Annotated in this window: 3 protein-coding genes and 1 pseudogene; all 4 read left to right on the top strand. The window is 74.8% G+C overall.

The genetic code is table 11. From position 1 onward, the window contains the following. Positions 1-38: 38 nt before the first annotated feature. Positions 39-1,181, top strand: a pseudogene (locus Pflav_RS45720) (non-ribosomal peptide synthetase); the annotation flags it as partial. 167 nt (positions 1,182-1,348) lie between these two features. Continuing rightward, positions 1,349-3,442, top strand: coding sequence for a condensation domain-containing protein (locus tag Pflav_RS45715; RefSeq protein WP_332107874.1), 2,094 nt, complete (start codon positions 1,349-1,351; stop codon positions 3,440-3,442). Positions 3,443-3,516: 74 nt separating this feature from the next. Further along, positions 3,517-13,017, top strand: a complete 9,501-nt coding sequence (locus tag Pflav_RS43675) for an amino acid adenylation domain-containing protein (RefSeq protein ID WP_415624324.1) — start codon at positions 3,517-3,519, stop codon at positions 13,015-13,017. Beyond that, positions 13,014-13,223, top strand: a complete 210-nt coding sequence (locus Pflav_RS17255; protein WP_232071523.1) for an MbtH family protein — start codon at positions 13,014-13,016, stop codon at positions 13,221-13,223. The genes Pflav_RS43675 and Pflav_RS17255 overlap by 4 nt, the downstream gene beginning before the upstream one ends. The last annotated feature ends 3 nt before the right edge of the window (positions 13,224-13,226 follow it).

Here is a 13,226-nt window from a genome sequence, read left to right as displayed (position 1 = left end):
ACCGGCACCCCAAGGGCGTGCTCGTCACCCACCGGGCGATGGGCCACCAGCTCGCCTGGGCCCGCGACAGGTTCGGCCTCGGCCCCGACGACCGCGTGCTGCACCAGCTTTCGGCCAGCTTCGACCCGTCGATCCTGGAGATCTTCTGGCCGCTCACCGCCGGCGCCGCGGTCGTGCTCGCCAAGCCGGACGGGCGGCGCGACCCCTGGTACATCGCCGGGCTGGTCCGTGAGCACGACGTCACCACCGTGGTCACCGTCTCGTCGATGCTCGGGCCGCTCGCCGACGCCGACCCGGGCGCGTTCGCCGGCGTGCGGCGGGTGCTCGCCGGTGGCGACGCGCTGCCGGCCGCCACCGCCCGCCGCTGGCTCGCCGCGACCGGCGCGCCGCTGCACAACGTGTACGGCCCGACCGAGGCGGCCATCCAGGTCAGCTCCTGGGAGGCCGGACCGGACGGCGGCGACGGCACTGTCCCCATCGGACGTCCGGTGTGGAACACCCGGCTCTACGTGCTCGACCCGTTCCTGCGCCCGGCCACCACAGGTGAGCTGTACATCGCCGGCCCCCAGCTCGCGCTCGGATACCACGGCCGGCTGGCACTAACCGCGGACCGGTTCGTCGCCGACCCGTTTGGCAGCCCGGGGGAACGGATGTACCGCACCGGGGACCGCGTCCAGCGGCTGCCCAGCGGGGCACTGCGGTACCTCGGCCGCGTCGACCAGCAGGTCAAGATCCGTGGCAACCGGGTCGAGCCGGGCGAGGTCGAGGCGCGGCTGCGCCGTACCCCCGAGGTCGCGGACGCCGCCGTGGTCGCCCGCGCCGACGGCCCTGGCGGAGTCCGCCTCGTCGCCTACGTGGTCCCCGCCGGGCCGCTCGACGTCGACGCCCTGCGGGCCGGCCTCGCCGCCGCCCTGCCGGAGCCGATGGTGCCGTCCGCGTTCGTCACGCTGGACGCGCTGCCCCGCACGCCGAGCGGCAAGCCCGACCGGGCCGCCCTGCCCGCCCCCGAGGCTTCCCGGGCCGCCGCCCGGGCCCCGCGCACCGAGCGCGAGCGGCTCCTCTGCGCCGCCATCGCCGGTGTGCTCGGCCTGCCCGAGGTCGGCCCGGACGACGACTTCTTCGCGCTCGGCGGCGACAGCATCCTCTCCATCGCGGTCTCCAGCCGGGCCCGCGCCGCTGGCCTGGAGGTCAGCCCGCGCGACGTCTTCGCCCACCGCACGCCCGCGGCCCTCGCCGCCGCGGCCGGCACGCCCTCGGTGAGCGAGGTCTCCGACGCGCCGCTCGTCACCCTCACCGAGGACGAGGCCGCCACCGTGCGCCGGGCCAGCCCCGTGCCGGTCGCCGACATCTGGCCGCTCTCCCGCTCCAGGAGGGCCTGTACTTCCACGCCAGCTACGACACCGGCGGCATCGACGTCTACACCGCGCAGGCGTCGTTCGACTTCGTCCGCGGCGTCGACACCGGCCGGCTGCGCGCCGCCTGCGCCGCCCTGCTCGACGCCAACCCGAGCGTCCGGGCCGGCTTCACCAGCGACGGCCTCCGCGCGCCGGTGCAGTTCGTCGGCGCGACCGTCGACGTACCACTGTCCGAGGTGGACCTGTCCGCGCTGCCGCCGGACGAGCGCGACGTCCAGCTAGACGCGCTGCTCGCGCAGGACCGCACCCGCCGCTTCGACCTCGCCCGCCCGCCGCTCTTCCGCCTCCTGCTGGTACGCCTCGGCGGCGGCCGGGACCGGCTCGTCCTCACCCACCACGTGCTGCTCTGGGACGGCTGGTCCGCCTCGCTCTTCCTCGAACAGCTGCTAAGCCGGTACGGCGGCGACGCGGAGCCGGCATCGGCGGGCTCCTACCGGGACTACCTCGCCTGGCTCGCGGCTCAGGATGGCGACCGGGCCGCGGCGGCGTGGCGGGACGCGCTCGCCGGGCTCGCCGAGCCGACCCTTGTCGGGCCGGTCGGCCGGGGTGGCCGCCCCACGCTGCCCGAACGCCACCGCGCCGAGATGACCGTGGCGCTGAGCGACCGGCTCCGCGCCGCCGCCCGGGACCTGGGCGTCACCCTCAACACGCTCCTGAATGCGGCGTGGGCGATCGTGCTGTCCACAGTGTCCGGCCGGGACGACGTCGTCTTCGGCGCCACCGTCGCCGGGCGTACCGCCCCGATCCGGCACATCGAACGCGCGATCGGCCTCTTCCTCAACACGGTGCCGGTGCGGGTCACCCTGGATGCGCGCGAACCCGTCGCAGACCTGCTCCGCCGTGTGCAGGCCGAGCGGACCGCGCTCATGCCGTACGAGCATGTGGGGCTCGGCGCGATCCAGCGGGAGACCGGGCACACCCAGCTCTTCGACACGCTCTTCGCGCTCCAGAACGTCGGCGGCGAGGACCAGCTCGCCGCGCTCCGCGAGCGGCACGGCGTCGAGCAGGTGGGCAGCGTGGACGCCACGCACTTCCCGCTCGCGCTGGTGGTCACGCCGACGGAGGCGCTGCGGGTCATGCTCGCGTACCGGCCGGATGTCCTCAGTGGAACTGTCGCGGCCGGCGTGCTCGACCGCTTCACCGCCGTGCTGGAGCGGATCGCCGCCGACGGCAGCACCCCGGTCGGCCGGCTTGACGCGCTGCCGGCGGGGGAGCGGGAGCGGCTCGCCGTCGAGTGGGCGGCGACCCGGCACGACCTGCCCGACAGCACGATCGCCGACCTGCTCGGCGAGCAGGCGGCCCAGACACCGGACGAGATCGCGCTCGTCTTCGGCGCCGAGCGGGTCACGTACGCCGAGCTGGACGCCCGGATCAACCGGCTGGCCCGGCTCCTCGCCGCCCGCGGCGCCGCCCCCGAGAGGGTTGTCGCGCTCGCGCTGCCCCGCTCGATCGACATGGTCGTCGCGCTCTTCGCCGTGCTCCGCACCGGTGCCGCGTACCTGCCGCTGGAGCTGGACCACCCCACCGAGCGGCTCGCGCTCATGCTGGACGACGCCCGCCCGGTCTGCGTGGTCTCCACGACCGCCGTCGCCGCGACCCTGCCCGCGGACTGCCTGCAGCTGGACGACCCCGCGGTGGTGGCCGAGCTGTCCACACAGGACAGCACCCCGCTGGGGCTCCGGTTCGACCAGCGGCACCCGGCGTACGTCATCTACACCTCCGGCTCCACCGGGCGGCCCAAGGGTGTCGTCACCCCGTACCGCGGGCTGACGAACATGCAGCTCAACCACCGCGAGGCCATCTTCGCCCCGACGATCGCGGCGGCCAGCGGGCGCCGGCTGCGGATCGCGCATACGGTCTCGTTCGCGTTCGACATGTCCTGGGAGGAGCTGCTCTGGCTCGTCGAGGGGCACGAGGTGCACGTCTGCGACGAGGACCTGCGCCGGGACGCCGAGGCGCTGGTCGCGTACTGCGCGCGGCACCGGATCGACGTCGTCAACGTCACCCCACGTACGCCCAGCACCTGATCGAGGAAGGGCTGCTCGACGGGGAGCACCTGCCGCCGCTCGTACTGCTGGGCGGCGAGGCGGTCTCGGAGACGGTGTGGGGGCGGCTGCGGGACACCGAGGGCACGTTCGGCTACAACCTCTACGGGCCGACCGAGTACACCATCAACACGCTGGGCGGCGGCACGCACGAGAGCGCCACCCCGACCGTCGGCCGTCCGATCTGGAACACCCGGGCGTACATCTTGGACGGCTGGCTCCGCCCGGTGCCGGACGGGACAGCGGGTGAGCTGTACATCGCCGGCGCCGGCCTCGCTCGTGGCTACCTCGACCGGCCCGGCCTCACCGCCGACCGCTTCGTGGCCGACCCCTTCACGCCGGGCCGCATGTACCGCACGGGCGACCTGGTGCGCCGCAGACCGACCGGCAACCTCGACTTTCTCGGCCGCACCGACGACCAGGTGAAGATCCGCGGGTACCGGGTCGAGCTGGGTGAGATCGAGTCCGCGCTGGCCGCCCACCCGGCCGTCGCGCAGGCCGCCGTGACCGTCCGGGATGGACGACTCAGCGGGTACGTCGTGCCGGCCGCGCCCGCCGGCGAGGAGCGGGAGGCCGCCGAGCGGGCGCAGATCGGCGAGTGGCTGGAGATCTACGACGCCGAGTACACGCAGATCGGCACCGCCGTGTCCACCGAGGACTTCTCCGGGTGGGACAGCAGCTACGACGGCACCCCGATCCCGCTCGACGAGATGCGGGAGTGGCGGGAGACGACGGTCGCCCGGATCCGCGAGCTGGAGCCCCGGCGGGTACTGGAGATCGGCGTCGGCAGTGGACTGCTGCTGAGCCGCCTGGCAGGGGAGTGCGAGGCGTACTGGGGCACCGACTTCGCTCCCTCGGTCATCGCGCAGCTGCGCGCCGACACCGCCCTCGTGCCCGAGCTGTCCCATGTGGAGCTGCGCTGCCAGCCGGCGCACGACCTCGACGGGCTGCCGCGCGGCTACTTCGACACTGTCGTGGTGAACTCGGTGGTCCAGTACTTCCCGGGCGAGGCGTACCTGACCCGGGTGCTCACCGCCGCGCTCGACCTCGTCGTCCCCGGCGGCCGGGTATTCGTCGGCGACGTGCGCAACCTCCGCCTCGCCGGCCACTTCCACGCGGCGATCGCGGCCGTACGGGGTGGGAGCGCCGACCGGGCCGCCGCGCTGGAGAAGGAACTGCTCGTCGATCCGGACTACTTCGCCACGCTCGCGCCGGCCACGGTGCGGGTGCGGCGCGGCCGGGCGCACAACGAGCTGACCCGCTACCGGTACGACGCGGTGCTGCACCGCGCGCCCGCCCCGCCCCGGGTCGAGGTGCCGGTCACGGCGCTGGACGCCATCGCGGGACCGGCCGCCCGGGTCACCGGCATCCCCAACGCCCGGCTCGCGGACGGCGGGACGGAGCCTGAAGACCTGTACGCGCACGGCGAGCGCCTCGGATACCACGTGCACGTCACCTGGTCGGCCGCGGACGACGGCAGCCTGGACGCGCTCTTCCTCCGGGAGGCCCGACTGCCTGTCGCTGCCACCAATGCGGACAGCCGGCGTCCGCTCACCAACGACCCCGCGGCCGCCCGGGCGCAGGGCGACCTCGTACCCGTGCTCCGCGAGCACCTCAAGCGGCACCTGCCGGACTACATGGTGCCGTCCGCGATCGTCCCGCTGGACCGGCTGCCGATCACCGTCAACGGCAAGCTCGACGTCCGGGTACTGCCCGACGCGGAAGCGGCTGTCTCCCTCGCGCCGAGCCGGGAGCCGGCTACCGCGCAGGAGGAGGTCCTGTGTGGACTCTTCGCCGAGGTGCTCGGGCTGACCCGGGTCGGGGTGGACGACAGCTTCTTCGACCTCGGCGGCCACTCGCTGCTCGCCACCCGGCTGGTCAGCCGCGCCCGTACCGCCCTCGGCGCCGAACTCGCCATCCGCGACCTCTTCGAGGCGCAGACCGTCGCCGAACTGGCCAGCCGGGCCGGCGGTGGTGACCCGGCCCGGCCGAAGCTCGTACCGGTCGCACGGCAGGACGAGGTGCCCGCCTCGTTCGCCCAGCAGCGGCTGTGGGTGCTGCACCAGCTCGACGGCGAGGACGGCCAAGCCACAGCGGCGTACAACTTCCCGATCGTCATGCGGGTCCGCGGCGCCCTCGACCTGGACGCGCTGCGCGCCGCGGTCGGCGACGTCATGGCCCGGCACGAGGCGCTGCGCACGGTCTTCGCCGAGCGGGACGGGAGGCCGGTGCAGCGGGTCGTGCCGGCGGCCCAGGCGCACCCGGTGGTCGAGGTACTCCCGGACGCCGACCTCGACACGGTGGTACGCCGGCCGTTCGACCTGGCGACCGAGCTGCCGCTGCGGGTCACCGTGATCCCGGACGGGCCGGACGAGCACGTCGTCGCCGTCCTGTTGCACCACGTCACCACCGACGAGTGGTCGGACGGGCCGTTCCTGCGCGACTTCGCCACCGCGTACGCCGCCCGCCGGGTCGGCCGCCGTCCGGAGTGGACACCGCTGCCGGTGCAGTACGCGGACTACACGCTGTGGCAGCGGGCGCTGCTCGGCGACGAGTCCGATCCGGACAGTCTCGCCGCGAAGCAGCTCGCCTACTGGCGGGAGGCGTTGCGCGGCGCCCCGGAGCGGATCGACCTGCCCACGGACCGCACACCCCACGGGCCGGCCGCCGGAGCGGCGGGCGCGGCGCTGACCGTACCCCTTGATGAAACAGCGGCGCGTGGGTTGCGCGATCTGGCCCAGCGCGCGGGCGCCAGCATGTTCATGGCCGCGCACGCCGCGGTCGCCGCGTTGCTGTACCGCCTCGGTGCCGGCGCGGACATCCCACTCGGCGCGCCGATCGCCGGCCGTACCGACGAGGCGCTCGACGACCTCGTCGGGTTCTTCGTCAACACGCTCGTGCTCCGCACCGACCTGAGCGGCGACCCGAGCTTCGCCGAACTGCTCGCCCGGGTGCGCCGCGCCGACCTGGCCGCCTTCTCGCACCAGGACCTGCCGTTCGAGGCGGTCGTACGGGCGCTCAACCCGGACCGGTCGCTCGCCAGCAACCCGCTCTTCCAGGTCATGGTCGTGTACCGCAACCGCGCGGCCGGCGACGTCGTCCTGGATGGACTCGACGTCACGGCCGAGCTGGTACAGACCGGGACCGCCCGCTTCGACCTCGTGTTCGGCTTCGTCGAGGGGGACGGCGGCGGCCTCGACGTGCTGCTGGAGTACCGCACCGACCTGTTCGACGATGTCACCGTGGCGCAGCTCGGCGAGCGGCTTAACCGGCTCGTCGCCGCCGCGGTCGCCGCGCCTGACTCACCGCTCAGCCGCATCGAGGTGCTCGGCGAGGCGGAACGGGAGCGGGTGCTGGTCGGCTTCAACGCCACCGACCGGGCCGTGCCGGAGGAGTCGCTGCCGGCGCTCTTCGCCCGCCAGGTGGCCGCCCGGCCGGACGCGGTCGCGGTGGTCGACGGCGACCGCCACCTCACGTACCGGGAGCTGGACGCGCGCGCTGGCGAGATCGCCCGGCTGCTGCACGCCCGCAGGGTGCGCCCGGAGAGCGTCGTCGGCATCGACATCCCGCGTACCGCCGACATGGTCGCCGCCGTGCTCGGCACGCTCCGCCTCGGCGCCGCGTACCTGCCGCTCGACCCGGTGCACCCGGCGGAGCGGCTGGCGTACATGGTCGCGGACTCCGGTGCCCACCTCGTGCTGACGCCGGCCGACCTCGCCGAGTCGTCCACCGTGGACGGCCCGGCGCCGGCCCCGCACGTGCACCTCGACCAAGCCGCGTACGTCATCTACACCTCCGGCTCGACCGGCCGCCCCAAGGGTGTCGTCGTACCGCACGAGGGCATCGCCAGCCTCGTCGCCACCGCGCAGGACCGGATGGGCGTCACCGAGGACAGCCACGTGCTGCACTTCGCCTCGGTCGGCTTCGACGTCGCGGTCTTCGAGCTCGCGATGGCGCTCTGCACCGGCGCGCGGCTCGTGCTCGCACCGGACGAGGCCCGGGTCGCCGACAAGGTGCTCACCGACTTCCTCGACGAGCAGCGGATCACCCACATGATCCTGCCGCCGTCGCTCGTCTCCGCGCTGCCGCCGGAGTGCCAGCTGCCTGAGGGCTCAGTCATCCTCGTCGGCACCGAGACCGTGCCGCCGGACCTCATCGCCCGCTGGGCCGGCCGGGTACGGCTCATCGCGGCGTACGGGCTGACCGAGGCGACAGTCAACTCCACGCTCTGGCCCGCCGAGCCGGGCTGGACCGGGTCCGTCCCCATCGGACGGCCGGACCCCAACACCCGCACCTATGTGCTCGACGCCGCGCTGCGCCCGGTACCGGCCGGGGTGGTGGGGGAGCTGTACGTCGGCGGCCGCGGCCTCGCCCGTGGCTACCTCGGCCGGCCGGACCTGACCGTGGCCCGGTTCGTGCCGGACCCGTTCGCTGCGCCGGGCGCGCGGATGTACCGCACCGGCGACCGGGCCCGCTGGCGCGCGGACGGCACGCTCGACTTCCTCGGCCGGGTCGACGACCAGGTGAAGATCCGCGGGTTCCGGGTCGAGCTCGGCGAGGTGGAGGCCGCGCTCGCCGGCCACCCCGACGTCGCGCAGGCCGCCGTCGTCCCGCACCGCACCGGCACGCTTGTACGCCTCGTCGGGTACGCCGTGCCGGCGGACGCCCCCATCGACGGCGCGGAACTGCGCGCCCACGTCGCCACCGTCCTGCCCGACTACATGGTGCCGGCGACCGTGATGGTGCTCGACGGGCCGCTGCCGCTCACCCCGAACGGCAAGCTGGACCGCAAGGCGCTGCCCGCACCGGTCTTCACCGCCGGCGGTGCCGCACCCCGTGACGCCCGCGAGGAGGCGATCGCCCGGGTCGTCGCCGACCTGCTCGGCCTGCCCGAGGTGGGCGTGGACGACGACTTCTTCGCCCTCGGCGGGGACAGCATCGTCGCGATCCAGCTTGTCGGCCGGGCCCGCGCCGCCGGGCTCGCGATCCGGTCGCGGGACGTCTTCACCGGGCGTACCGTCGCCGGCCTCGCCGCGCTCGCCGGCGAGGTCGTCCAAACCGGACCGGCACCGTCCACATTGCTGGCGCTGGACGAGGCGGAACGCGCGGAGCTGGCCGGCGCGGCCGAGGTGCTGCCGCTCTCGCCGCTTCAGGCCGGACTGCTCTTCCACTCCACACTGGACGCCGAGGGGCCGGACGTCTACACCGTCCAGTCGTACTTCGAGCTGGCCGGGCCGGTCGACGCGGCGGCACTGCGGGCGGCCGGCCAAGCGCTGCTCGACCGGCACGCGAACCTTCGCGCCGGCTTCCGGTACCTGCGCTCCGGCCGTGCCGTCGCGGTGGTACCGGCGCGGGTCACCCTGCCCTGGGCCGAGCTGGACCTGTCCAGCGTGGACGGCCAGGAGCGGGACGAGGGGTGGTCCCGCTGTCTTGCCGGGCAGCGGGGCCGCTTCGACCCGGCCGAGCCGCCACTGCTGCGGCTCGCGCTGGTCCGCTTCGGCCCGGTGGCGTACCGGCTCGTTCTCACCCACCAGCACCTGCTGCTGGACGGGTGGTCCAGCGGCCCGCTCCTACGCGAGCTGATCACCCTCTACAGTGGCGGGACGCTGCCGCCGGCCGTGCCGTACCGGGACTACCTGGCCTGGCTCGCCCGGCGGGACCGCGCCGAGGCCGAGGCGGCCTGGACCGCGGCACTCGCCGGCCTCGCCGAGCCGACCCGGATCGTGCCGGCCGACCCGGACCGGGTGCCGGCCGCACCGCGCCGCCACACCGCCGAGCTGCCGGCCGGGCTCACCGCCGACATCGCCGCGGCCGCCCGCAAGCGCGGTATGACGGTCAGCACGCTGGTCCAGGCGGCCTGGGGCATCCTGCTCGGCCGGCTCACCGGCCGCGACGACGTGGTCTTCGGCGCCACCGTCTCGGGCCGCCCCGCCGACCTGCCCGGCGTCGAGTCGATGATCGGCCTGTTCATCAACACCGTGCCGGTACGCGTGCGCTGCGCGCCGCCGGACCCGGTCGGCACCGTGCTGGAACGCCTGTGGGAGGCGCAGTCCGGCCTTGTCGAGGCGCAGCACCTCGGGCTCGCCGACATCCAGCGGCTGGCCGGGCTCGGCGAGCTGTTCGACACGCTCGTCGTCTTCGAGAACTTCCCGGACGGCGCCGCCGAGGTGGCCGGCCTGCCCGGCGACGTACGGGTCGTCGGCGGGGGCGGCGAGGACGCGACACACTACCCACTCACCTGGGCCATCGACCCGGGCACCCGGCTGCGCCTCGTCGCCGAGTACCGGGCCGACCTCTTCGACGAGCCGGCGATCGCCCGACTGACCGCTCAGTTCACTGCCGTGCTCGCCGCGCTCGCCGGCGACCCGGCACTGCCGGTCGGTCGGATCGACCTGCTCGACGCCGGTGAGCGGGAGCGGGTCCTGACCGCCGGGCGGGGCGCCACCCGTACCGCCGCGCTGGCCACGGTGCCTGAGCTGTTCGCCGCGCGGGTGGCGGCCGGCCCGGACCGTACGGCGGTGGTCAGCGCCGGGACCCGGTGGACGTTCGCCGAGCTCGACGCCCGCGCCAACGCGATCGCCGCCCGGCTCGCCGCGCACGGCGCCGGCCCCGAGCGGGTCGTCGCGCTCGCGCTGCCCCGGACCGCCGACATGATCGCCGCGATCCTCGGCGTCCACAAGGCTGGCGCCGCGTACCTGCCGGTCGACCCGGACTACCCGGCCGACCGCATCGCGTTCATGCTCGCCGACGCGGCGCCGGTGTGCGTGGTGGCGACGGCGGACTTCCCAGCCGGTGACCTCCCGCTGGTCACCATCGACGGGCTGACCACTCAGTCAGCCCCGGTCGACCTGGCGCGACCCGGTCACGCCGCCTACGTCATCTACACCTCGGGCTCTACCGGCCGGCCCAAGGGCGTCGTCGTCACCCACGCCAACCTCGCCAACCTCTTCCACTCGCACCGCGAGACGCTGTACCGCCCCGCGGTCACGGCGACCGGGCGGGAGCGGCTGCGGGTGGGGCACGCCTGGTCGTTCTCCTTCGACGCGTCGTGGCAGCCGCAGCTGTGGCTGCTGGACGGGCACGAGCTGCACGTGCTGGACGAGGAGACCCAGCGGGACCCCGAGCTGCTCGCCGCCGCCGCGCGGGAGCTGGACTTCCTGGAGGTCACACCCTCGTACTTCGCCCGGATGGCCGCCCTCGGCCTGGTCCGCGACGGCCACTGCCCGCTCGCCGTCGTCGGCGTCGGCGGTGAGGCGGTCCCCGAGCCACTGTGGACGATGCTGCGCGAGCTGACCGGCACCGAGGCGTACAACCTGTACGGGCCGACCGAGGCCACAGTGGACGCCCTCGTCGCCCGGGTACGGGACACCGCGCGCCCCGTCGTCGGCCGGCCGGTCGAGAACGCCCGCGCCTACGTCCTGGACCCCGCGCTCCGGCTGCTCCCGCCCGGCGCGGCGGGTGAGCTGTACCTGGCCGGCGCCGGCCTCGCCCGCGGCTACCTCGGCCGGACCGGGCTGACCGCCCAGCGGTTCGTCGCCGACCCGTGCGGTCCTGCCGGCGCCCGCATGTACCGCACCGGCGACCTCGCCCGATGGACCGAGGACGGCCGGCTGGAGTACCTCGGGCGGGCCGACGACCAGGTGAAGATCCGCGGCTACCGGATCGAGCCCGGCGAGATCGAGGCGGTGCTTTCCGGGCACCCCGCCGTCGCCGAGGCGGTCGTGGTGGTCCGCGAGGACGCCCGGCGCGCCCGGCACCTCGTCGCGTACACCGTCACGCCGTCCACCGTGGACGCCGCGGAGCTGCGGCGGCACGTCGCCTCGGCACTGCCCGAGCACATGGTGCCGGCCGCGATCGTGCCGCTCGACCGGCTGCCGCTGCTGCCCAACGGCAAGCTCGACCGGGCCGCGCTGCCCGCGCCGGACTACGCCGCCGCCGGTACCGGGCGAGCGCCCGCCACCGACCGGGAACGGCTGCTGTGCCGCATCTTCGCCGAGGTGCTCGGCGTTACGGAGGTGGGCGTGGACGGCGACTTCTTCGCGCTCGGCGGGGACAGCATCGTCTCCATCCAGCTGGTCAGCCGGGCCCGCGCGGCCGGGCTGGCGATCCGCCCCCGCGACCTGTTCCGGTACCGCACGGTGGCTGCCCTCGCGCCGCTCGCCACCGCCGTGGCCGCTTTGGGCGGAACCGGCGACGGGCCGGCTGAGCTGCCGCTCACCCCGGTGATGCACTGGCTGTGCGAGCTGGGCGGGCCGATCGACGGGTACAACCAGTCTGTCGTCCTCCAGGTGCCGGCCGATCTGGGCTGGGAGCGGCTCCTGCGCGCCCTCGACGCGGTCGTGGACCGGCACGACATGCTCCGGGCCCGCCTGGACAGGTCCACACCGGACTGGCGCCTCGCTGTCCGGGGCCGGGGCACCACGCCCGCTCCGGAGTGGACGGTCCGCGTGGACGTCTCCGGTGTGGAGCCCGGCGACCTGGCGGGTGTCGTCGCGCGCGAGGCCCGTAAGGCACAGGACGCGCTGGACCCGGACGCGGGCGCGATGCTGCGGGCGGTGTGGTTCGACGCCGGCCCCGACCGCCCCGGCCGGCTGGTGCTTGTCGTCCACCACCTTGTCGTGGACGGCGTATCGTGGCGGATCCTCATCCCCGACCTGGCGGCCGCCTGGCGGGACGGGCCGGCGGCCCTCGCCCCGGTCGGCACCCCCTTCGCGCGCTGGGCCACCCGGCTCGCCGAGCGCGCCGCCGACCCGGACCGGGCCGCCGAGCTGCCACTGTGGACGGAGATCCTGGACGGCGGCGGATCCTTCGGTCCGGCCGTGGACCGGGCCCGGGACGCCGTAGGCACGGCCCGCTCGGTGACGCTGACCCTTCCGGCCGAGGTTGCCGCGCCGCTGCTTGGGCCGGTACCGGCGGCGCTCGGCGCGAGCGTCAACGACGTGCTCCTGACCGGTCTCGCCATCGCGGCGGCCGGCCCGCTGCTCGTCGCCTTGGAGGGGCACGGCCGCGAGGAGCAGGCGGCCGGCGACGACATCGACCTGTCCCGCACGGTCGGCTGGTTCACCAGCGTGTACCCGGTGCGGCTGGACCTCGGCCCGGTCGATCCCGCCGAGGCGCTCGCCGGTGGCCCCGCGGCCCGCGCCGCCGTGGCCCGTATCCGGTCGCATCTGGCCCGGATTCCGGACAGCGGCATCGGGTACGGCCTGCTGCGGCACCTCAACCCGGACACAGCTACCGCGCTCGCCGCCCGGCCGGCACCGGCGGTCCAGTTCAACTACCTCGGCCGGTTCGACTTCCCGGAGGCGGCCGACTGGGCGTACGCGCCGGAGATGGACGCCGTGGACATCGGCGCCGACGCCGGGATGCCGCTGGACTACACGCTGACCGTCAACGCGCACGCCGAGGACCGACCGGGCGGGCCGGTGCTGAGCGCCACCTGGGAATGGCCGGCCGCGCTGCTGACCGAGCAGACAGTCAGGGACCTGGCGGAGGCCTGGTTCCGGGCGCTTTCGACGCTTGCCCGTACCGTGACTTCAGCAAAGGAGGAGGCACCGTGACCAACCCGTTCGAGGACCCCGAGGGTCGCTACTACGTGCTCGTCAACGAGGAGGACCAGCACTCGCTCTGGCCGTCCTTCGTGGACGTACCCGAGGGCTGGACGGCCGTTTTCGGCGAGGATTCGCGGGACGCCTGCCTCGCGTACGTCGAGGCACACTGGACCGACCTGCGCCCGCGCAGCCTCCGCGAGGCGATGGCCGACTGACCG

It is taken from the genome of Phytohabitans flavus (genome assembly GCF_011764545.1).
Taxonomy (GTDB): Bacteria; Actinomycetota; Actinomycetes; order Mycobacteriales; family Micromonosporaceae; genus Phytohabitans; species Phytohabitans flavus.
This window is presented reverse-complemented; position numbering and strand designations above follow the sequence as displayed.